Raw genomic sequence first — 21371 nt, forward strand, 5'->3', positions numbered from 1 at the left:
TAGTACGAATTCATATAACAAAGGCTATACTTGTTTACAGAATTGTAAAATTAATATCAAAGATTATGAGAAAATTTCATTTAGTAGAAGACAAATCGCCAACTCATGCTAATTTAACTCGTTTCTTAAAAGCCGATGGATGGAAGCCGAGTAAATTTTCAGCACTAGCTTCAGTGAATGAAGAATGGCTCCAGTTTTCACCGCTGATTAGTGAAACCTTAGAATATAAACATCTGTTGGCGGCATTTCTTCAAGCAAATAATCTCGAATATTTGATGCCGGAGACCTTTTTTATCGATGATCAGATTTGGCCTGTAGTATTGGCAAATGTTGGCAACTCACCGTTTGCTAATACTCCTTGGATATTAAAACCATCTATGTTGAATAATGGACAACATATTCATATATTTCATGATTTAAATGACATTGAGGCGCATTTTCTTTCTCCTCAGCGCATGGGTGGGCCTCAAGTTTTGCAACGTTATATTGTTAAGCCGCAACTAATCCAGGGACCCATATCGGGCCATAAATTTTCTATTCGAGAATTGTTGGTGATCTCCACACACTTTGGCTCAGCACTTTTTCCTAGTGGCTATTTGAATATTGCCTTAAAACCTTATCAAGAAGATAATTTCAACCAACTGGAGGCTCATCTCACTAATGAACATCTTAGTGATGAACGATTGAATGTAGTTCAACGCTTAAGTGATGAGATGGCAATTTTTCAACCTTATAAAAATAAGATTATTTCTATCTGCCAACTTGTAGTAAAAACATTGAAAAAACAATTTGCTACTATTTGGCAAGATAATCAACCTCGAATTGCTTGTTTTGGGTTTGATTTTATGGTTGAAGCGAAAGATAATAAGCTTTGGTTATTGGAAGTAAATCATGGGCCTTGTTTTCCTATTGATGAGTCACATCCTTTATTTAATGTTTTGTATCGTCCTTTTTGGGAGCAATTAATCAAACGATTTATTGATAGGGAACCATCAACTTTTATTGCTTTGGATTAGGGCTAAATTTCATGTAATAGCTTCCTATAATTTAAAAGTTACGCATTGTATCTAACAAGCTTGTGTGCGATTTATTTTATTAGTCCTAAAGAGATAACTTCAGATAAATCATTACATTACGAACGTCTTATTTGCTGCTGTTTGTTAGCTGTTCTGTATTCTTAAATTTTTTACCACTTAATTGCAATACGTTTTTATATTTAATACTATCGGACCTCAAAATGAATTTAAGGACATATCACATGAAGCTTACTGAATCTCAAAAATTAACCTTAATAAATCTAAACCAAGAATTTAAAAGCATCATTAAAGATCAGCAGCAAGATACTAGCAGTTTTGATAATCATGTGGATTGCTTAAAAAAGCTTGAGAAGCTTACAGCTCGCTGGATGAGTTTCATGTCTCCCTACATTTCTTGGCAACTGAATCAAGGAGAAAAACTATTAGATGCTAAATGGAATATATTTAAGCAACTAAAGATAAAAAGTAATTTAGTAAAATACAAAAAATTAATCGAGGAAGTTAATTCTATATTTTTTGATGAAGATTTAAAACAGCTAATAAAATTAGCATTTGAAGGAAAACCAGTCACAGGAATCAATGTAAATATAAACGATAAGGAAAAGTCAAGAAGTAGTTATAGAGGGACATTTTTTGAACAACATCATTTAGTAACCTATCGAATTAAATTTTTGGATGGTACAGAGCTGAGCTGGCATTCGTTAGAAGATGAAAAAGAAATGCAAAAAGCGAGGCAAATTTTTGAGAAAAAGGTTCCTCAATCTAAAAAAGAGATTACCAATGAATTAACCACTATGGTGATAAAAGAAGAGGAGGCTAAGAAGACTTCAATGGACGAAGAAAATTCTGTATTAAATACAGATAATTCTTATAGCGGCTGCGTATTTATGTAAATAAAATAGAAATTTTTAATGAAATTTCCTACATTTAGAGGGGAGGGGCAAACAAATGTTACCCCTCTATAAGCTTTAAAACCTATGATTTCTTATAAAAGTTTCAAACTGGTCTTGTCCAGAAAGAAAAGTATTTTCTGCGCTCACCAAATCACTTCGGGACATATTATGACCTCCACCAAAAAAGCCATTTTGGGCATACACTTTGTGACCGGTTCTAATACCTCTTTTCTTTTCATCTTGTTTTACTCCTTCGTGCAATGATGCTCGATGAGCAATGACACCATCACCATAAGAACGATTGGATTTTTTAGCTACATACATATGATTTTTGTATTCATCAGGAATAGCATTATAAGCTTTAGCAACATTGACTTCCCAACCAGCTGGCTTCATTAAGCTCCAGGATGCAGATTCGCAAGATGTCGCTAAAACTTCACCAAAAATATTATCTACTTCAGGTGCAACAACACCTGCAGCTGCTTTCGATATCGAAGCAAAAGAACGATCATTCCACAAATAAACGGGCTTACCAATATTATGAAAATGACTGGCAACCATTGTTGCAACACCACCACCAAGTGATAAACCATCTACTGTAATTTTCTTGGAATCAACGCCGCTGTCTAACAAACGCTGTACTTGCGCAATGCCATCAGTCACTAAATCTTGAAAAGTTGTAGGTGTTTTTTTACTGTTGCCAACACCACGATAGTTAAACCCAATGACTGTTACATTTAATTTATTTGCATCATATGCATAATCACGCAATACATTCTGATATAACATCCCATTTCCATTAAATTTAATAATAAAATGTTGGTTTTTAAGAGGCTTATTGGACTCTGCTGTTGGCTTTAATTCAATCGTATCTAAAACAGCATGATCATGTGTACCCACATAACCACCTTCAATAATAAGATTATTTACATGAGCAAATTGATTCAATGTTATTTCACTTATATTTTTAGGTTCAAGCCATTGGGAAGGTAACACTAATTTTCCAATACTCTCACTAGATGAAATAGAACTAAAATTTAAAAATGAAAAAAATGATTCTTCACTATTATAAGGATTTGGTGCTTCATATCTAAACATATTTATCTTCCTATTTATTATCTTAGAAAAAGGCGTACTGACTGGCAGGATAAGAGAGAAAGGTGGTAAGTTGAGCTTTACACTCAACTTTTACCGAATTACATCCCAGAATAATTGGGTCCGCCTCCGCCTTCAGGTGCTTGCCAAACTATATTTTGTCGAGGATCTTTAATATCGCAGGTTTTACAGTGAATGCAGTTTTGTGCATTAATTTGTAATCTGGGGCCCTTTTCTTCTTCAATTAGTTCATATACTGCTGCTGGGCAGTATCGACATTCTGGAGAAGCATATTTATTTAAATTAATATCAATTGCTAATTGTGGCTTTTTTAATACAAGATGGCAGGGTTGATTTTCCTCATGATAGGTATTGGCTAAGAACACGGAAGAAAGTTTATCAAAGGTAATAATGCCATCCGGTTTAGGATAGTCTATTTTTTTTGCTTTATTTGCTGGAATTAAAGTTTTGTTATCAGCATGATTAGTGAGTGTCCAAGGAGAACGTCCACGGGTAATGTAAGTTTCAAAAGCAGCATTGATTAAGCCTGGAAACAGGCCATATTTAAATCCTGGTCTTATGTTACGTACCGCATACAGTTCTTTTTCTAACCAGGAACTTTTGACTTTGTCAGTATAATTAGTGAGTTCAATTTGGGTAGTATTTTCTTGCTGTAACGCCTCAAAACAGGCTTCTGCCGCGAGCATTCCTGACTGCATGGCAGTGTGTATTCCTTTAATCTTGGGAACATTAAGAAAACCTGCTGCATCACCAATTAATGCGCCACCCGGAAAAGTCAGCTTTGGTAAAGACTGCCATCCACCTTCATTAAGTGCACGAGCCCCATAGCTGATGCGCTCACCACCGGTGAGTATAGGTTTGATTAATGGGTGTGTTTTGAAACGTTGGAATTCTGCAAAAGGATTTAACCAAGGATTTTTATAATCAAGACCCACTACAAAACCAAGAGCAACATGTTGATTTGATAAATGATAGACAAAGGAACCACCATAAGTCGCATGATCCATTGGCCAGCCTACAGTATGAATGACTTGTCCCAGTTTATGTTGTTCTGCTGTGACCTGCCATATTTCCTTAATACCTAAACCATAAGTTTGTGGATTCGCTTTATCTCGTAAATGATAACGCGACATTAACTTTTGACTGATCTGTCCACGGCAACCTTCAGCTAATAAAGTCTGTTTGGCAAGTAAATGCATTCCAGGTTGATAATTAGGGGTTTTTTCTTTATTTTTATCGAGACCAACACAACCTGTTACCACTCCAATTACTTGATTTTGATCATTATAAAGTGCTTTTACTGCAGAAAAACCGGGATAAATCTCACAACCTAGAGCTTCAGCTTGTTCTGCAAGAAACATACAAAGCTCGCCTAAACTAATAATGTAATTTCCCTCATTATGCATAGGCTTAGGTGTAGGCAGCTTATAGGCGTGTTTTTGAGTTAGAAAATAAAAAAAATCTTCTTTTACTGGTGTATTCAAAGGAGCTTCTTGCCAAGTGTTAGGAAGAAGTTCTTTAAGGCTTCTCGGCTCTAGGACTGCTCCAGAAAGAATATGTGCTCCAACTTGAGCTCCTTTTTCTAAAATACAAACAGAGACTTCTTTTTGTGCGGCTAAAGCTAGTTGTTTGAGTTTAATCGCGGCAGATAACCCCGCCGGACCTGCGCCTACGATGATTACATCAAATTCCATGGTTTCGTATTCCACGCACGCTCCTAACTGTGATTAAAAAAGATAAAATAATCGCTTTTCTGCGCTTTAAGATCAAGATTAATATTTAATAAATTAATGGAAAGTAACACTTCCGAAAATTTAACTATGGTAGAATATATTTAATTTTTACAACATTAAGGTTAGCAATACCCTTCATTTATCTTAATAAGGAAATAACATGCCGGAAATTGTTACTAAACATCCAGAGATAGTTTTTAAAATGCTTAAAGAGGCTAATGTTAAGTGTGGTACTGGTGAAAACCAAACCATCCTCAAGGCATGTCCCTCGGATAAATTCTGTTCATTACCCACTGGAGAACTATGCATTTACGGCATTAAAGATGTTTCTCAAATGACACAAATAAATGTTTTTGAGTTGTTTCGGGGGGCAAATACGCTTATACCCTTAATGGGCTTGTTTATTATGATATTTGTGTTAGGGATATTAACTGGAATAAAAATTAGCAAAAAATAAATGACAGGTATAATAAGTTACCTAAAAACTCAATAAGAATAAGTCTTGCTCTATTATGTTTACTGTTTATTTTTATGCGCAAAATAAGCTAAACTTTTTGGTAGGGTGTGCGAAAGGAGTTTGTCAATGAAAATAATACTGGGCTGTTTGTTTCTTAGTTTATCAATGATGACTTATGCAAATGATAATCCAACTCTTGCAAATGATAATCCAACTCTAGATGTTAATGTCAGTAGTCCAAGTTTCGAAGTTACTTTACCTGCAAATCCAACTACCGGATTTAAATGGTCCATCATTCATTTTGATAAGAAGTTATTAACTCTAAGTAATAGTTTTTACGAGCGACCAAAAACTAATCTCATGGGTGCCGGGGGACAAATGCATTTTATTTTTACCTTGCAAAAAGGAAAAAATTATCCTGCAAATACTAATATCCTATTGAAATACGAACGTTCTTGGGAGCCCTCAAGTGCAACGATAAAAAATATTAAAGTGAATTTTGTAAAAACTGCTGGATCCGGTTCTAAATAAAAACGCTCGATATATATCGAACTGACGTAAAATAGTATTTGAGATAGAGAAGCATGGTAGTGTGCGTATTTTCGAAGCGATTTTCGTTCAAAATACGGCAAATATTTACCTTTCCTTGGTAGAAAGTGACCTATTGCATTAGGCTTTTAGAAACTTAAACGGTAAATATCGAGGCTCCCAAAACATGCTAACCACTAATTTTTCTAAGTCAGCATCTTTATTTTTCTGGGCATAACCTGAGTCAATAGCACAACGCGCTACCGCTATGGCTATTTCTTTAGCAACTGTTTGAGCATCGTCCAAAGAAGGAAGTAAAGGAAGATAACTTTCTCTTTTGCTGGGTGCAAATTCACAAAGAGCATGTGCAGCAGCTATAATCATATCTTTTGTGAGTCGAGAGGCATTGACAGCAAGTACTCCAAGACCTATTCCTGGGAATACTAAGGCATTGTTACATTGTGCAATTTGTACCATACGATTATGGAATTCCACAGGAGGAAAAGCAGTACCTGTTGCAATCAATGCTTTTCCTTGACTCCAAGTTAATATATCTGCTGGTTTTGCCTCACATCGTTCGTCTGGATTAGAGAGCGGGAAAATGATAGGGCGCTCACAATGAGTGGACATTGTTTCGATAATGTCTTGTGAAAAAGCTCCTGGCTGAGCAGAACAACCAATAAGGATCGTTGGCTTAACATGCCTTACTGTATCGGTAAGTGAAGGATGATGTTTTTCGTTAATTGCCCATTGTGCGATTTCTTTAGGATCACGACTATACGGCTTTTGAGCTTCAGTAAGATCGGGGTCTGTATTGAGTAATAAACCTTGCCTGTCAATTAACCAAAACCGCTGATAGGCTTCTTCTGGGCTAATCCCTTCACGTACCATTGCATCAACAATTTGATCGCTAATTCCGGTACCAGCAGATCCTGCACCAAAAACAACAATACGTTGTTCCTGTAATTTTGAATTTGTTACATCGCAAGCAGCTAATAAGGCAGCTAAGGTTACGGCACCCGTACCTTGAATGTCATCATTAAAGGTACATAATTGATCTTGAAATTTTTCTAAGATCCGACGTGCATTACCTCGCCCAAAATCTTCCCAGTGTAAAAAGGCGTTGGGAAATTGCTTATGAATTTCATGAACGAACGCAGAAATAAAATCATCGTATGCTGCTGGATTGATGCGTGGATGACGACAACCTAAGTACATTGGATCATTTAATAAATCTTGATTGTTTGTGCCTACATCAAGAAATATAGGTAAGGTCCGCGTTGGTTCAATGCCACCGCATAAACAATAGACCATTAACTTAGCAACGGGAATATCCATACCACCAATTCCCTGATCACCAATTCCTAGGACACCTTCGCCATCAGTCACAACGATCACATCGATTTCAGGATTAGAACGGTTTTTTAATATTTCATCAATTTGATTTTTATCTGAATGAGAAATGTATAAGCCTCGAGGTTGTCTGTATTCAAGACTAAAGCGTTTTACTGCAGTTCCTACGATAGGGGTATAAATTGTAGGTAACATTTCACCTAAGTGTTTGATAATTAATTTATAAAAAAGAATCTGATTTTTATCGTGTAAGTTATTCAGATAAATATTTTGTTGCAATCGTGTCGTATAACTTGAATATTGTAGGTATGCACGTTTCACTTGCTCATCTAGGGTTTCAACGCGATGAGGGAGTTTGCCGAGTAGGCCGAATTCTTTTCTTTCTTCATTAGTGAATGCGGTGCCTTTATTCAGTTGAGGTGTCGTTAAAAGAGGTTTACCACAAATGGAAGTTTCAAGATATTGTTCACCAGTTTCTGGATCACGTTGCAATTTAAAATCAAGCATGGTTTTCTCATACAGATGGCATTAGCGTTTGTCTAATGATAATATTGGTGTTTTGTAGTTTACAATAGGTTGAGTATGAATAAATGTTTGTTGGCACTATTAATGACTTTGGAATTGGTCTCTTGCTCAGCAAAAAACGAATATTATTACCAAACGCATCCTGATGAATTACAACAAGCTCTGAAAGCCTGTCCAGAGAGACAACCGCAAGGATTAACTTGTGAACAAATGGAAACTCTTGCTAATCGTATGAATGAGCTTGCCTATCAATTACAGATGAGTCCCCAAGGTTTTGGCCAAAAAATTATAGCGTTACAAGAGGCTATTGCTAAAGAACAAAGCCAGTTAAAAACGGAACGTAATAATGAACGTTTAGAAGCAAGTTTAATGAAAAAGAAACAAGATTTGGCTGATCACTTGGCAGTGGTTAGATGGTTTGAATCCCCCAAGAGTTAAATCATGAGAGTATTAATCAGTAATGATGATGGAGTTTTTGCCCCTGGGATTAATATCTTAGCGAGAGAACTTTCAACCTTTGTCGAAATTGAAGTGGTTGCCCCAGATAGAAACAGAAGTGGTGCAAGTAACTCTTTAACACTGTCTCAACCCATCAAGGCTAAAAAATTGGAAAATGGATACTATAGCGTCGAAGGTACTCCAACTGATTGTGTGCATTTAGCGGTAACAGGATTTTTAAATTCTGAATTTGATATGGTGGTCTCTGGAATTAATGAAGGTGGGAATTTAGGCGATGATATCCTTTATTCAGGGACAGTAGCAGCTGCAGTGGAAGGTCGTTATTTAGGTTTGCCCGCACTTGCGATTTCAATGGTTGGCAATAATATTCAACATTATGAAACAGCAGCAATTATTGCCAAACAATTAGTGATGCAACTAAGCATACACCGATTACCTTCACAAACTATTTTAAATGTTAACATTCCTAATCTGCCTTTAGATAAAATAAAAGGACTGCAAGTGACGCGATTAGGAACACGACATGGTGCTGAGCCTGTTGTCAAAGATACTGATCCTAGAGGTCGACCTATTTACTGGATTGGATTGCCAGGAGCAGAGGCTGATGCAGGGCCTGGAACTGATTTTTATGCAATTAATGAAGGGTATGTTTCTGTCACTCCTCTTCATTTAGACATGACTAATTATAAAATGTTTGATCAGTTAGCCCAGTGGCTTAATGGTATCCATGTTTAAGAAAATTGAGGTAATCAATGATAGGTTCATTTTTCAAAAGATTTTTATGCCCTTTTCTCTCACTGATTTTAGTGGGTTGCGGAAAGAATTGGGCGCCAGTGAGTGAATTACACTGGTCTTCTCAAAAAGTACATATAGTGAAACGTGGGGAGACCCTTTATTCAATCGCTTTTCGTTATGATACTAATTATAAGACTTTGGCACGTTTAAATCATATTAATCCGCCTTATTATTTAAGAGTAGGGCAAGTCATAAATTTAAGAAATATTCCGCGTAATAGGCAAGTTTCACGCAATCTCAGAACATACAAACCTTATTATGCTCCCCCTAGACCAAGACCAATCGTTATCCATTCACCTGTGAATCGATATGCTCGTTCTGCTTCAGGTTGGTTATGGCCAGTAAGCGGGCGTGTAGTTACTACATTTATTCCTGATCAAGGCAAAAAGGGTATAAATATTGCATGTAAAAAAGGTGAAAAAGTACTTGCGGCAGCAAATGGTGTTGTAGCTTATGCTGGAAGTGGTTTAGCAGGTTATGGTAATTTAATTATTATTAAACATAATTATGGTTATTTAACTGCTTATGGCCATAATGCACGAGTTATGGTTTCTGAGGGACAGTATGTGAAGGCGGGTCAGATTATTGCAGAAGCAGGTATTATTGACCATAAATATATAGGTCTTCATTTTGAAATTAGAAAGTCGGGTGTTCCTGTCAATCCATTGAATTATCTACAAAAAGGTTGATAGACTACTTATAGTTAGAGCAGCAATACTTTTGTTATGAAGTATAATGTAGTTAACTTGAGTTATATAAATTAATATTTTATATCGACTGTTTTTATATTGAACCCAAAACAAGCAGTTTTGAAATAGGGCTAATACCATAGGTGAAAACAATGCGCGAAGACGATGAGCCAATTAAAGAGCCGGAACCTAAAGATGAAGATTGGTCTGAGCCAGACGATGAATCACTTCTGATTGAAGAAGATCTTGATTCGTTAGTTGAGAAATCTGAAGATGATGATTTTGAACTTCCTGATTTTTCTGATGATGCTGCTTTTCCATCATTTCGAGGTAAAAATGCACTTAAAATGATGGATGCAACGCAATTGTACTTAAGTGAAATTGGATTTTCACCTTTGCTTAGTGCTGAAGAAGAGGTGCATTATGCAACACTTGCTTTAAAAGGAGATGTTGCTGCTCGCAAAAAGATGATTGAGTCTAATTTGCGCTTGGTGGTTAAAATTTCACGACGTTACCTGAATCGAGGATTGCCTCTACTTGATTTAATTGAAGAGGGGAATTTGGGATTAATGAAATCAGTAGAAAAATTCGATCCTAAGCGAGGATTCCGATTTTCTACATATGCAACTTGGTGGATTCGGCAAACGATCGAGCGAGCTATAATGAACCAAACACGAACAATTCGTTTGCCGATTCATGTGGTTAAAGAACTGAATGTATATCTAAGAGCTGCAAGACAGCTGACACAAAAGCTTGATCATGAACCTTCACCTGAAGAAATTGCTGAAATGGTTGATAAGCCTTTGGAAGATGTGCAAAAACTTTTAGGATTGAATGACAAAGTAACCTCTGTTGATACACCTATAGGATTTGATGAAAATAAATCATTACTTGATACTATTCCTGATGAAAATAGTGTTAATCCTGCCGAGTTATTGACTAATGAAAACTTACGTTTACATATAGAATCTTTATTAGACAAGCTCACTGAAAATCAGCAGCAAGTTATTGCAAGAAGATTTGGCTTGAGAGGCTTTGAAAAAGCAACTTTAGAAGATGTAGGTAAGGAAATTGATTTGACACGTGAGCGGGTTCGTCAAATTCAAGTTGAAGCATTAAAAACATTGAGAAGTCTGTTGGAAAAAATGGGCCTAACACAAGAAGATCTGTTTTAGTTCTGTCTCAAATAATTTTAGAAAGTTGTTGGCCTGGGTGAGCATTATTGTTCACTCTGGCTGCTTTTTATTTATCTTAAAAACACAGTTGAAAAGGAGTTGCTGTAATGCAAAAAATCACTTTGTCTGCTTTAGCGTTATTTTCATCAGTAATTTATGCGGAACAATTAACAACATTTGCTGATATAGCTGATGCCGTTTCTCAAGGGAAAAAAATTACTTTAGTCATGAATCTTCAGGAATGTATTTCACCAAAAATGCCTTCGAATTCAATAATAGGGTCTGTGAGGCCCAATGCATTTTTAGTGATTAATAACAGCCGGATTACTGCTTCGGACAGACATTTTACGCTGGATAATCCTACTGCAATGGGGAATCCTACGTTTGAATATATTAAATATAATATTAATTCAGATGGAAGTGTCTCCATAAAGAATACAGTAATGAATGCTACCAATTACCAACAAATAGCAAGCTATCAAGTAGATTGTGAATTAAACAAAGGATTTAAAGCATTTGACTGAGGTATTAGTATACCTCTTGGATGGATAGCACAAACGGTCAAATTTGAGCTTAGGGTGAGGGAACATGGCCGTTTTCCTGGATGGGATGATCGGTTTGTCTTGTAGCCGTTCAAGTAATGGTGTCCCATAGGAACGGCTACATTCAATTCCTTAGTCAATACTAAATGCTGGTTTAAGTCCTTGCCAGCAAGTCGCATAATTTTTCTGTCTTTCAGGAATACGCATTGCTTGTTCCGTGACTTGCCATACATCTCTTGTTTCAAACATAAAGGCTAATGTATTTAGATAAGATTCAGGTTTTAGTGTTTGTGCTACGGCTTTCTCATAGCTTGTTTGATCGGGCCCATGAGGCGTCATACAATTATGAATGCTTACGCCACCTGGTGAAAAGCCTTCTTTTTTGGCATCATATTCACCATATACAAGACCCATTAATTCATTCATGTAGTTACGGTGATAATAAGGAGGTCTGAACGTATGCTCGGCGACCATCCATCGGGGAGGAAAAATCACAAAATCCAAATTGGCTACACCAGGGGTGTCACTTTCTGAAGATAATACTGTAAAAATACTAGGATCAGGATGATCAAAGCTTACTGTATTAATTGTATTAAACAAGCTTAAATCATAACAGTACGGGGCATAATTACCATGCCAAGCAACTACATTAAGTGGAGAGTGATTACATTTTGTCGTCCATAACTTATTTTGATATTTGCAAATTAGGGTAGTGTCAGTTTGATTTTGTTCAAATGCGGCTACAGGATATTGAAAATGTCTTGGATTAGCTAATCCATTGGCACCAATGATTCCGAGTTGGGGTAATGTTAATGGACTACCGCTATTCTCACAAAGATAACCTCTTGCTTCCGAGCTAATGAGTTCCATTTTGAATGTAACACCACGAGGAATTACAGCGATCATTCCTGGACATATGTTTAATTTACCAAATTCAGTGTGTAGATTCACTTCCCCCATATAAGGAACAAAGAGCATTTCTCCATCATTATTAGCAAAGTATTTATCATGCATCGAGTGAGAGCATTGATAGAGATACGCATTGACTAGAGGGGTTCCTGCTAGATGGAATAGACCATCAACAAAGTCAAAATTTTCTTCTTTGAATAAATTAAGTGGTGACCAGCGCAATGGATTAGGGGATTGCTCTGCATGATAAGGTTTAAAGAGCTCTAATTCATAAGCATGATACGTTCCTCGTACCACAGACGGCAATATACGGTAAAGCCAACTGCGTAAATTACTATGTCTTGGACGAGTAAAAGCTGTGCCGCTTAACTGCTCTGCATAAAGACCTAAATTACAGTGTTGAGGTGAGTTTTGACTATTAGGTAAGGCACCTGGAACTGCTTCAGTTTGATGATAATTACCAAATCCTTGCAAATACACTGTTTCTCTCCTTTAGAGTTGGCTTATTGATAGTCTTGGGATGATGATAGAGTAGTTACTTAGGAACGTTTTCCAAAGTAACGATTTTCATCTTTTAGACCGCAATTACTTAAAAACTTAATAACTGGTGGCTACTATAGTCTAAAAATGCTCAAAATGTCGAGATCAAATAGCTTCGGTTATTCTTTATTAACAAAAGAATATGTATAATCCTAGAAAAAGTAGTGGGGTCCTACTATGCGTTACCCAACTGCCTTTTCTAGGATAATTGATGCAAGTTGAAATCAGGTTTTGAGGTACTATTATGGCTGGTCATAGTAAATGGGCGAATATTAAATTCCGAAAAGGGGTGCAAGATGCTAAACGAGGAAAAATATTCACTAAATTAATTCGAGAGATTACCGTTGCGGCTCGTCTTAGTGGGGGAGATGAATCATCAAATCCAAGATTAAGAGATGCTGTAAAAAAAGCACTTAGTGCGAATATGAAGCGCGACACCATTGATAATGCGATTAAACGGGGTGTTGGGGGGCTTGATGGTGAGGCAATGGTTGTTATGCGTTATGAGGGCTATGGTCCCGGTGGAGTTGCTGTTCTTGTAGATTGCTTGTCTGATAATAAAAATAGAACTGTATCTGAGGTACGTCATGCATTCACAAAGAATGGGGGTAACTTGGGTACCGATGGTTCAGTGTCCTATCTTTTTACGAATCAAGGCGAAATTCTTATGGAACCTGGCCAATCTGAAGAACGAGTGATGGAAGTCGCAATTGACGCTGGAGCAAATGATGTTTCTGTTGAAGAAGGGCAGATTGAGGTGATTGTACCTGTAGAAGCGTATCATAGTGTATTAAATGCTTTAACAGATGCAGGATTGAAGATTGAACAATCTCATTTAACCATGCGTGCTCAAACTTTAGTACTTATTGATGATGAATCAGCACAAAGTTTGCTGAAATTAATCGATATGCTCGAGGATTTAGATGATGTACAGGAAGTATACAGCAATGCTGAATTTTCAGAAAAAATATTAGAATCAATGAATTAATGACTATTATTTTAGGGATAGATCCTGGTTCAAGGATTACGGGTTATGGTCTAATAAAAGAAGCAGATCGTAAAATTGAATACATTGATAGTGGGTGTATACGCACTACGCCAGATAGTGAGTTGAGTCAAAAATTGTTGCAAATTTATGATGGAATTTGCCAATTAATGGATCATTATTCGCCTACAGAAGTGGCTATCGAACAAGTATTCATGCATGAAAATCCCAATTCTGCTTTAAAATTGGGACATGCACGAGGTGTTGCTATGGTAGCAGCAGCTTCACATCGTGTTAAAGTCAGTGAGTATTCGGCACGGGAAATCAAACAGACTGTAGTGGGTTATGGTGCGGCTGAAAAAATTCAAGTAAGTCATATGGTGGTGAGTTTGCTTGCTTTAAATAAGGCTCCTCAAAAGGATGCTGCAGATGCCTTAGCCATAGCAATCTGTCATAGTCATATGCGCTATCATTTATCAACTGTGATCGGTAGACGAGGATTAAGGAGAAGGAAAAGATGATTGGTTGGTTGGATGGGCATATTGTTGATAAACATCAGCCAGGAAAGTTAGTGCTCAATGTCCATGGAGTTGGATATGATGTGGAAACCTCATTAAATACCTTTTTTAAATTAGATGCCATCAATAGTTCAGTGGGTTTACATATACATACTATTGTTCGAGAAGATGCGTTACTTTTATATGGTTTTTTAGATCGCCAAGAACGAGAATTATTTAGGGCTTTAATTAAAGTAAACGGAGTAGGTCCAAAACTAGCTATGTCCGTTCTTTCGAGTATTACTCCCAATGAGTTTATTCAATGCATTCAACAGGAAAATGCTGATTTTTTGATGAAATTACCAGGCATAGGTAAGAAAACAGCTGAACGATTGGTAGTAGAAATGCGTGATAGCTTGAAACAATTTTCTGTGTCTGTTTCTGACTCTGTAAAATCTAATCCTATGATGAGTGGTCAGGATGAGGCAGTGAGTGCTTTAGAAGCATTGGGATATAAGCCTCAAGAAGCGTTAAAAGCAGTTAATAAGGTAAATGATGGTTTGAAAAGTTGCGAGCAGTTAATTCGAGAAGCGTTGCAAGTGTTAGCTCGAGGATGAGCCTATTTTTGAGAATAAATTTTGGAATTTTGCATCCCTGCTCGGATTGATTCAATCCATTACGGCCGTTAAAAAAGATGAGCGAACTCAGTACACTTTAAAAAATCTGGCATGGGTTATTTTTTTCTACTTCTTGATCTATAGTCTTATCCTTATTTCTTATTTCATTGATTTGTTGTTTCATATTTTTCATAGTTTCTTTAAGTTCTACTTTATCTTCCATATTTTTACCAGTTTTAAGAAAAAAGCGTTTTTCCTGAGATTGGTTTAAATAAGACTCTATAAATGCTTTTCTTTCTGGGTCTGCCATAAGCGATTGATTTTTTATTATTTGCTGATGATACTTATCTAAAAGGGCGCAATAGGCGAATTGATCCTTTGGACGAACAGGGGAAGCCATACTCATGCGGTATTCTAAAGATTTTAACGCCTCAGAATAAGACAAAATAGGAATACCTTGCTTCTTTACAGAAGTAACTAACTGCAGCCCAAAATCTTGAGCGTCTGCTAATTGGACAGTAATATCAGGCCATTTTTTCTCTTTGTGCTCAAGTTTATAATCGCACACGCCCCCTAAACCTTTTTTAGATGGATCTTTCGTGATTTTAAAAGGGAATTCCGAGATATTTTTTAAAGCTTCCATTATTTGATGTGCTTTTAAAGGATTTGAGACGAGAATATCAATATCTCCTGGATTTTCAAATCCATGTGTTGAATATTCAACTCCATGTAAGAGTAATCCCATACTGCCTTGAACGATGGGTTTGATTTGATTGCTTTTATTTGTTTGATCCCACTTTTGGAAACATTGCGTCAAATTTCTCGCTACACAACAGAGGTGATCAGTAGAATAATTAATAGGTTCTGAATTTGATTTAGAATTCATCATTAACTCTTACAATTAATTTATATATTATTTAATCATAAAGATTAATATTAGTACAATTGATTGTGTTTATATGTTATATCAATGAATTGAATATTGAACTGATAAAAGCAGTTGATCTCTATTACGAAAATCAACTGCTTTTTTAGGATTGCCGTTATCATTGAACGAGAGAATAGACTAAAGGAGGGGCGGGGAAAGGAGAAAGGCTTCGTTAATGCATTTAATCCCGGAATAAAAAGATTTGTACCCACGATAGGTTAGAGATGATGCCCATGTAAGTAGATCCTTCGCGCAAAAAACACACTCAGGATGACCTACCTAGTACTCTTTCAAAGGAAAAAAGATCGCTTACCATTGAATTGTTCAAATCTGGGTACAATGAAACTTTCTAGGAAGTTACCAATGATTTATTATTGCTCTACAAGGAAGGCGTATCTACTTAAAACCATTTCTTCTTTTTAAAGTATCTAAAGGGTACCCATGCAGAAAAAAACATCATAATAAGTGCAATAGGATAACCTATATACCAACGTAACTCCGGCATATGTTCAAAATTCATGCCATATATACTTGCAATTAACGTTGGTGGTAAAAAGACAACAGCAGCCATAGAGAAAATTTTAATGATATTATTTTGTTCTATGTTGATCATACCTAGAGTTGCATCAAGTAAGAAATTAAATTTGGTAGATAGGAAACTTGCATAATCATTGATGGCATTGATATCTTTATTAATTATTATTAAAGACGACCGCATGTCTTTGGATATTTCAGGACCATGAGTTTGTTCTAGGAACGAGATTAATCGAATCAATGACACTAAGCTTTCTCCTGCTTTAGTTCCTAGATCACCATTTGCCCCTATATTTTGTAATATCTGTTTATAATCAGTTTCGTTTATTGTTGGGTTGCTTGCTTTTGAGTGAAAAATTAGTTGTGAAATTTCATCAAATTTATGGCTTATTTTTTCTAAAATATCAGCAAGCCTTTCTGTTGCTGTATCTAATAATTCAATGAGCATCGATGTTGCATTGAATACCTTTGTTTTCGATCGTAATAATTTTGAACTAAACAAATCAAACGTATAAAGTTTAGTATAACGTACAGTAATTAATTGTTTCTTAGTAAGAATGAACGTGACTACATCAGTTTTTACTTCAGGTAAATCTGACATAGCAACCATGGTTGCTGTCATAAAGAGAACATTATTTTCAATATACAGACGGCTGGAAGGTTCAATTTCTTCCATTTCCTTTTTAGTAGGAATTTCAAGTTGCAATTGTTCCTCGACAATTGTTTCTTCTTTTTTTGTTGGACATATCAAATCTATCCATAACGCATTATCAAGTAGGTGATTATTAGCTTCTTTAAGTTCTTCAGACTGTATGCCTGATTGTGTTTGAAAATAAATAACCACCATGTTTTCTTATCCTTATGAGTTCAAGTAAATACTGATATTAGCTTACCTTATTTTTTAGATCATTAAATCTTATCATTAGAGCCTACGCAAAGAAAAATTGATCTAAATTTGGGTTTGCCTGAAGAGTGAATAATCGCCAGGCATTTTATATTGAAAACTCATTTGAAAAGAGCATATTGGGAGTGACTTAGAAAGTAGCTATCAGGATAATAGGCAAATAATACAGAGCCGTTTTTAATGGTATTGATGATGAATTTTGCTAGGCTTGCAGCGATTGCAGGACAGCCCCATGAACAGCCAGCACGGCCTGTTTCTTTGATAAATGAAGGTTCCACATACCATGCTCCATGTACCACAACTCGTCGAGTGTGCGCGTTAGAGTTTAAGTCTTTCTCTAAGCCTTCGAGGTTTAAAGAATAACCTTTATGTCCTATATAAGTATCTTCAGTAATATAGGTTCCAAGGCTGGATTCTTTGCTCAACATCTCGTTAGAAAACTTATATGGGATAGGACCTCTGCCTGAATTTTTACCATGTGCAACATAGGTTTTAAGTACTAAAGTATACTTTTTCATATCAAAAATCCACATGCGACGTCGATTAGATGGAACAGAAAAGTCGATAATTGTAAGAATTGGATTTTTGACTTTTCCTTGAACAAAAGCTTTTTTATAGGCTCTTAAAGCAAGTTTAATTACCTCTTTATTTAACTTTGGAGCTGAGTGGCTTAGTTTTTGTAATATGACTTGCTCAATGGGAGGATTTATCTTTTGTTCTATGTTAGTGTTTGGAGCTGGATAATGATGTGTTATTACTAGGGATAATAAAAAAGCAATTGGTTTAATCATTGTGCCTCACATATTTTGGGGATTAAAAATAGAACCTATACTGCATTGAGAGTCATTTCATCATGAGTTTTGGCGCGTCAATCACCATTGATGCTTTCTTGCTAACCCCATGAATTAACTGATTTTTTACCGAAACTAAAAAATCGAATTTCTTCCTGACATAGCCTATATATGGCTAAGATTATTCGTAAAGGTCTTAATTTAATCGAAACTTCAAGGTTAAATTATAACCATAAAGATTTAAATTAATCCAATTTGTTGTTTTTATATATCATATAAGAGAGATAAATATGTTATTAGTAACAGTTAATTAACGCTCCTAAGAGAAGGATGTATAAATGAATAACCACGCTAATTAACTATTTTCCTGTGTGGGTAAAAAGAATCTTACAATGAGTCCGGTACCTTCTTTAGGGGTATCTAAAAGTAATCTACCGCCGTGCAATTCAGCTATCTGTTGGACTATTGCCAAACCAAGGCCGCTCCCTGGGCTTTTATTTCCCAAAACGCGAAAAAAACGCTCAAAAACACGAGATTGCAATTCAGCTGGAATCCCTGGGCCATTATCGCTTACTTCGAGCATGACTTCGTTTTGAAGCTTTGAGAGACGGACTAAAATCCGTCCGTGTTCATTGCAGTAACGAATGGAGTTATCTACAAGATTACGAATCAATATTCCTAATGCTGTTGAATTTCCATAAACAATTAGATTTTCAGTATTGCTTTCAAATTCTAGATCAATTTGTTTTTCTACTGCTGCTGGTGCAAGCATAGCAAGTATTTCCCGAGTTAATCTGCTTAAATTAACCTCATCTTTTTCATCCATGTGTGTTGCTTCAGGAACAAGTCGACTCATGGTAAGGAGCTGTTGTACTATATGAGTACTACGATTGACACTAGCGATAAGTTTTTGCAATGCTTGATTCTTTTCTTCTATATCATTGGAATGTAAAGCAACCTGTGCTTGTGTTTTAAGTGCGGCAAGAGGAGTGCGTAATTCATGTGCTGCATCAGCAGCAAAACGCTTTTCTCGTTCAAATCCTTCTTTAAGTCTAAAAAACAATTTATTCAACTCATCGATTACAGGTTTAATTTCTTCAGGAATCTCATGCAGATCAACTGGTTCAAGATGAGTAGGTGCACGGTTTGCTACTTCTTCTGCTACCTTATCAAGACTGTCCAAACCTCGACCAATAATAATCCAAATCAATAAACCAGATAATGGAAAAGTCAAAAGCATAATATAAAGATCGTCTTGTGCAATCCTGTGTCCTAGTTCATTACGTGTATCATAACGTTCTGCCAACACAGTACGTATGCCTGCTTTATCATTATAAGTAGTAAATACACGCCAATCTTGATTGGATATTTTTTTATCACTAAATCCATCGATTTCCGAAGCTAACGGTATTTTAGGTGCTGTAGACGAGTGCAATAATAATTTCCCACCATTAGTCCAAACTTGAAAATTAAATTTGTCGAGATAATTTTCTGGAGGTTCATCATTTAAAAATCGCTTTTTATAGAAGGTATCAATTTTTTGTGGAATTGTTTCAAGTGCATCTTGAATTTTGACAAGAGGACGTTGATGGAGATCATCACCTAGTAGAGCTTGGTAAGATAATGCAGAAATGGCCATCAAAGTATCTAAATGGTCCTGGATGTCCTTTTGATCAAGATAATAGTTTCCTATAGCAGTTAAGGTAGTCGTTATCGTAATCGCCAATAAAAGATTTATAAGAAGAAACTTACGTATAGAAGATTTCACGATACAATAATACCATCATTTTTTTCTGCCATATATCCAACACCTCTTATTGTTCGAATAAAATTGGCATTAAGTTTTTTACGTAAATTATGAATATGAACTTCTAATGCATTACTGTCCACATCTTCTTCCCAACCGTAAATACTTTGCATCAGTTGTTCGCGAGATAGAACTTGACCACTGTTTTCTAGAAGTTTTTGTAATAGGGCGAATTCCCTGCGTGGGACATTAACTAATACATCATCAACAAACACAGAGTGAGCGGCTGGATCTAGAGTAATATTTCGATATTGTAAGACTGCGTCAGCACGACCTTGTGAGCGCCTCACCAAAGCTCTAATTCTCGCGCTCAGTTCATTTAAGTCAAAAGGCTTCACTAGATAGTCGTCAGCTCCACTGTCTAAGCCTTTGACACGATCCTCTACAGACTCTCTGGCTGTTAAAATAATAACAGGAGTAGGATTTCCATCATTACGAATACTTTGTAGTAAAGCAAGACCAGATAGTTTGGGTAATCCTAAATCAAGGATAATGAGCTCGAATGATTCAGATTTTAAAGCTGCTCGAGCGGCTTCACCGTCTTTAAGCCAATCAACAATATAACCAAACTGAGTTAACCCAGTTTTTACAGCGTCGCCAAGTAATTCATCATCTTCAACTAGCAATAGTCTCATTCTTGCTCCTACTGTTTTTCAAGTTCAGTGCCATCCATGTGCTTTGTTAGATAAAAAGCTTGAATTAATACAAAAAGTAGAGTTAAGCCGACTCCACCAAATAATTTAAAGTTAACCCATGCATCAGTATTAAAATTATACGCTACATAAATATTGACGGCCCCCATCATGAGAAAAAATAATGCCCAAGCTGTATTTAATCTTAGCCATATTTTTTTAGGCAATGTGACGTTAGTGTCCATCATTTTTTGAATTAAAGGCTTACTACCCACATAGCCTGAACCAAAAAAGACTAATGCAGAGAGCCAATAAATACCGGTTGGCTTCAATTTAATGAACCATGGATTATGGAAAAAGAGGGTTGCTCCTCCCAGGATCATAATTATAGCGAGACTGACTAAATGCATTTTTTCGTAATGTTGAAATTTTAATCTATAAAAAGCGACCTGACTTAAAGAAGCGATCATAGCAACAGCTGTAGCGGTATAGATGCCAAAAAATTTGTATACGATAAAAAATAAAACTATAGGAAAAAAATCAAATAGTAATTTCATATTGTCTTTATATAAAAAAGTAAGTTACTTTGAGTATAACACAAGTTTTGGTGCTCTCCTTCACGCTTATCTATCAGAAATAAAAAATAATAATTATTATTCATCAAAGTTTAGAGTAAATACACTCGAACTTCTTTTATTGATACTCATTACTAAAGATAAACTCAGATTTTATTAAGTCAAGCTCCGAAGTTTCAAGTTCACTCCTAAATTGGCAGATATGAATGACTTTTCTTAGATCACCATTTTAGTGTCTCATAGGCTACCATACAAATCTTAAGCAGCTATTAAGAAAGGAAGCACAGCAATTAATAACTTTGTACTGGCATGTATGGTTTTTTGATGAAAGCAGCACTAAAAAACTTAAT

The 21371-nt window shown here is 36.0% G+C and carries 22 protein-coding genes; 12 read left to right on the plus strand and 10 right to left on the minus strand.

The annotated features are described in order from the left end of the window. Nucleotides 1-65: 65 nt before the first annotated feature. Both Lgra_RS08675 and Lgra_RS08680 read left to right on the plus strand, forming a co-directional pair. Entirely contained in the window at nucleotides 66-1016 is a 951-nt protein-coding gene (locus Lgra_RS08675; protein ID WP_058498869.1) for an ATP-grasp domain-containing protein, read from the plus strand. Nucleotides 1017-1258: 242 nt separating this feature from the next. Next, nucleotides 1259-1930, plus strand: a complete 672-nt coding sequence (locus Lgra_RS08680) for a hypothetical protein (protein WP_058498870.1) — start codon at nucleotides 1259-1261, stop codon at nucleotides 1928-1930. Between the two features lie 75 nt (nucleotides 1931-2005). Here the strand turns inward: Lgra_RS08680 and Lgra_RS08685 are convergent, their stop codons facing one another. After that, complete coding sequence (locus tag Lgra_RS08685; protein ID WP_058498871.1) at nucleotides 2006-3028, minus strand: alpha/beta hydrolase family protein; 1023 nt, start codon at nucleotides 3026-3028, stop codon at nucleotides 2006-2008. 98 nt (nucleotides 3029-3126) lie between these two features. Beyond that, the gene (locus Lgra_RS08690; RefSeq protein ID WP_058498872.1) at nucleotides 3127-4755 is read right to left on the minus strand and encodes an electron transfer flavoprotein-ubiquinone oxidoreductase; all 1629 of its coding nucleotides are present in this window, start codon (nucleotides 4753-4755) and stop codon (nucleotides 3127-3129) included. Nucleotides 4756-4939: 184 nt separating this feature from the next. Between Lgra_RS08690 and Lgra_RS08695 the strand changes: the two genes are divergently transcribed. Both Lgra_RS08695 and Lgra_RS08700 read left to right on the plus strand, forming a co-directional pair. Then, nucleotides 4940-5236 carry a hypothetical protein gene (locus Lgra_RS08695; RefSeq protein WP_058498873.1) on the plus strand — a complete coding sequence of 99 codons (297 nt, stop codon included), beginning with the start codon at nucleotides 4940-4942 and terminating at the stop codon, nucleotides 5234-5236. Between the two features lie 126 nt (nucleotides 5237-5362). After that, complete coding sequence (locus tag Lgra_RS08700; RefSeq protein WP_058498874.1) at nucleotides 5363-5767, plus strand: protease inhibitor I42 family protein; 405 nt, start codon at nucleotides 5363-5365, stop codon at nucleotides 5765-5767. A 138-nt stretch (nucleotides 5768-5905) separates the two neighbouring features. On the opposite strand, the gene Lgra_RS08705 is transcribed toward Lgra_RS08700, so the two are convergent. Next, nucleotides 5906-7624 (minus strand): NAD-dependent malic enzyme, encoded by a 1719-nt coding sequence (locus Lgra_RS08705; protein ID WP_058498875.1) that lies wholly within the window; start codon nucleotides 7622-7624, stop codon nucleotides 5906-5908. Nucleotides 7625-7699: 75 nt separating this feature from the next. Between Lgra_RS08705 and Lgra_RS08710 the strand changes: the two genes are divergently transcribed. From Lgra_RS08710 to Lgra_RS08730, 5 genes are all read left to right on the plus strand, one after another. Beyond that, on the plus strand, nucleotides 7700-8080 hold the full coding sequence (locus Lgra_RS08710; protein WP_058498876.1) for a hypothetical protein: 381 nt from the start codon (nucleotides 7700-7702) through the stop codon (nucleotides 8078-8080). Between the two features lie 3 nt (nucleotides 8081-8083). Then, nucleotides 8084-8836, plus strand: coding sequence for a 5'/3'-nucleotidase SurE (gene surE, locus Lgra_RS08715; protein WP_058498877.1), 753 nt, complete (start codon nucleotides 8084-8086; stop codon nucleotides 8834-8836). A 17-nt stretch (nucleotides 8837-8853) separates the two neighbouring features. Beyond that, nucleotides 8854-9585, plus strand: coding sequence for a peptidoglycan DD-metalloendopeptidase family protein (locus Lgra_RS08720; protein WP_058498878.1), 732 nt, complete (start codon nucleotides 8854-8856; stop codon nucleotides 9583-9585). Between the two features lie 152 nt (nucleotides 9586-9737). Continuing rightward, nucleotides 9738-10760 carry an RNA polymerase sigma factor RpoS gene (gene rpoS, locus Lgra_RS08725; RefSeq protein WP_058498879.1) on the plus strand — a complete coding sequence of 341 codons (1023 nt, stop codon included), beginning with the start codon at nucleotides 9738-9740 and terminating at the stop codon, nucleotides 10758-10760. A gap of 107 nt (nucleotides 10761-10867) precedes the next feature. Further along, nucleotides 10868-11284 (plus strand): VirK family protein, encoded by a 417-nt coding sequence (locus tag Lgra_RS08730; RefSeq protein WP_058498880.1) that lies wholly within the window; start codon nucleotides 10868-10870, stop codon nucleotides 11282-11284. A 150-nt stretch (nucleotides 11285-11434) separates the two neighbouring features. Here the strand turns inward: Lgra_RS08730 and hmgA are convergent, their stop codons facing one another. Then, nucleotides 11435-12691, minus strand: a complete 1257-nt coding sequence (gene hmgA / locus Lgra_RS08735) for a homogentisate 1,2-dioxygenase (protein WP_058498881.1) — start codon at nucleotides 12689-12691, stop codon at nucleotides 11435-11437. Nucleotides 12692-12995: 304 nt separating this feature from the next. Between hmgA and Lgra_RS08740 the strand changes: the two genes are divergently transcribed. From Lgra_RS08740 to ruvA, 3 genes are read left to right on the plus strand one after another with little or no spacing between them, the layout of a single operon-like run. Next, on the plus strand, nucleotides 12996-13739 hold the full coding sequence (locus Lgra_RS08740) for a YebC/PmpR family DNA-binding transcriptional regulator (RefSeq protein ID WP_058498882.1): 744 nt from the start codon (nucleotides 12996-12998) through the stop codon (nucleotides 13737-13739). Further along, complete coding sequence (gene ruvC, locus Lgra_RS08745) at nucleotides 13739-14257, plus strand: crossover junction endodeoxyribonuclease RuvC (protein WP_058498883.1); 519 nt, start codon at nucleotides 13739-13741, stop codon at nucleotides 14255-14257. The genes Lgra_RS08740 and ruvC overlap by 1 nt, the downstream gene beginning before the upstream one ends. After that, nucleotides 14254-14850, plus strand: a complete 597-nt coding sequence (gene ruvA / locus Lgra_RS08750; protein ID WP_058498884.1) for a Holliday junction branch migration protein RuvA — start codon at nucleotides 14254-14256, stop codon at nucleotides 14848-14850. Before ruvC ends, ruvA begins: the two co-directional genes overlap by 4 nt. Nucleotides 14851-14947: 97 nt before the next feature. Here ruvA and Lgra_RS08755 read toward each other — a convergent pair whose 3' ends face one another. The 6 genes from Lgra_RS08755 to Lgra_RS08780 all read right to left on the minus strand — a co-directional run bounded on the left by Lgra_RS08755 (nucleotide 14948) and on the right by Lgra_RS08780 (nucleotide 21003). Then, on the minus strand, nucleotides 14948-15736 hold the full coding sequence (locus Lgra_RS08755; RefSeq protein WP_058498885.1) for a hypothetical protein: 789 nt from the start codon (nucleotides 15734-15736) through the stop codon (nucleotides 14948-14950). A gap of 442 nt (nucleotides 15737-16178) precedes the next feature. After that, complete coding sequence (locus Lgra_RS08760; protein WP_058498886.1) at nucleotides 16179-17159, minus strand: magnesium transporter CorA family protein; 981 nt, start codon at nucleotides 17157-17159, stop codon at nucleotides 16179-16181. 158 nt (nucleotides 17160-17317) lie between these two features. After that, the gene (locus Lgra_RS08765) at nucleotides 17318-18007 is read right to left on the minus strand and encodes a murein L,D-transpeptidase catalytic domain family protein (protein ID WP_058498887.1); all 690 of its coding nucleotides are present in this window, start codon (nucleotides 18005-18007) and stop codon (nucleotides 17318-17320) included. Between the two features lie 355 nt (nucleotides 18008-18362). Continuing rightward, nucleotides 18363-19775: an ATP-binding protein gene (locus tag Lgra_RS08770; RefSeq protein WP_058498888.1), complete on the minus strand. Its 1413-nt coding sequence runs from the start codon at nucleotides 19773-19775 to the stop codon at nucleotides 18363-18365. Further along, complete coding sequence (locus Lgra_RS08775; protein ID WP_003632139.1) at nucleotides 19772-20449, minus strand: response regulator; 678 nt, start codon at nucleotides 20447-20449, stop codon at nucleotides 19772-19774. The genes Lgra_RS08770 and Lgra_RS08775 overlap by 4 nt, the downstream gene beginning before the upstream one ends. A gap of 8 nt (nucleotides 20450-20457) precedes the next feature. Further along, complete coding sequence (locus tag Lgra_RS08780) at nucleotides 20458-21003, minus strand: septation protein A (RefSeq protein ID WP_058498889.1); 546 nt, start codon at nucleotides 21001-21003, stop codon at nucleotides 20458-20460. Between the last annotated feature and the right edge of the window lie 368 nt (nucleotides 21004-21371).

Origin of the sequence: Legionella gratiana, from assembly GCF_001467695.1 — a bacterium.
Taxonomy (GTDB): Bacteria; Pseudomonadota; Gammaproteobacteria; order Legionellales; family Legionellaceae; genus Legionella; species Legionella gratiana.

Bases quoted from the DNA above. Each gene is read 5' to 3' on its own strand.
- Lgra_RS08760 (WP_058498886.1), bottom strand. From the start codon at position 17,159: ATGGTGGTTATTTATTTTCAAACACAATCAGGCATACAGTCTGAAGAA.
- Lgra_RS08685 (WP_058498871.1), bottom strand. From the start codon at position 3,028: ATGTTTAGATATGAAGCACCAAATCCTTATAATAGTGAAGAATCATTT.
- Lgra_RS08675 (WP_058498869.1), top strand. From the start codon at position 66: ATGAGAAAATTTCATTTAGTAGAAGACAAATCGCCAACTCATGCTAAT.
- Lgra_RS08755 (WP_058498885.1), bottom strand. From the start codon at position 15,736: ATGAATTCTAAATCAAATTCAGAACCTATTAATTATTCTACTGATCAC.
- Lgra_RS08680 (WP_058498870.1), top strand. From the start codon at position 1,259: ATGAAGCTTACTGAATCTCAAAAATTAACCTTAATAAATCTAAACCAA.
- Lgra_RS08740 (WP_058498882.1), top strand. From the start codon at position 12,996: ATGGCTGGTCATAGTAAATGGGCGAATATTAAATTCCGAAAAGGGGTG.
- surE (WP_058498877.1), top strand. From the start codon at position 8,084: ATGAGAGTATTAATCAGTAATGATGATGGAGTTTTTGCCCCTGGGATT.
- Lgra_RS08695 (WP_058498873.1), top strand. From the start codon at position 4,940: ATGCCGGAAATTGTTACTAAACATCCAGAGATAGTTTTTAAAATGCTT.
- Lgra_RS08775 (WP_003632139.1), bottom strand. From the start codon at position 20,449: ATGAGACTATTGCTAGTTGAAGATGATGAATTACTTGGCGACGCTGTA.
- ruvA (WP_058498884.1), top strand. From the start codon at position 14,254: ATGATTGGTTGGTTGGATGGGCATATTGTTGATAAACATCAGCCAGGA.
- Lgra_RS08730 (WP_058498880.1), top strand. From the start codon at position 10,868: ATGCAAAAAATCACTTTGTCTGCTTTAGCGTTATTTTCATCAGTAATT.
- Lgra_RS08710 (WP_058498876.1), top strand. From the start codon at position 7,700: ATGAATAAATGTTTGTTGGCACTATTAATGACTTTGGAATTGGTCTCT.
- rpoS (WP_058498879.1), top strand. From the start codon at position 9,738: ATGCGCGAAGACGATGAGCCAATTAAAGAGCCGGAACCTAAAGATGAA.
- Lgra_RS08765 (WP_058498887.1), bottom strand. From the start codon at position 18,007: ATGATTAAACCAATTGCTTTTTTATTATCCCTAGTAATAACACATCAT.
- Lgra_RS08705 (WP_058498875.1), bottom strand. From the start codon at position 7,624: ATGCTTGATTTTAAATTGCAACGTGATCCAGAAACTGGTGAACAATAT.
- Lgra_RS08780 (WP_058498889.1), bottom strand. From the start codon at position 21,003: ATGAAATTACTATTTGATTTTTTTCCTATAGTTTTATTTTTTATCGTA.
- ruvC (WP_058498883.1), top strand. From the start codon at position 13,739: ATGACTATTATTTTAGGGATAGATCCTGGTTCAAGGATTACGGGTTAT.
- Lgra_RS08700 (WP_058498874.1), top strand. From the start codon at position 5,363: ATGAAAATAATACTGGGCTGTTTGTTTCTTAGTTTATCAATGATGACT.
- Lgra_RS08720 (WP_058498878.1), top strand. From the start codon at position 8,854: ATGATAGGTTCATTTTTCAAAAGATTTTTATGCCCTTTTCTCTCACTG.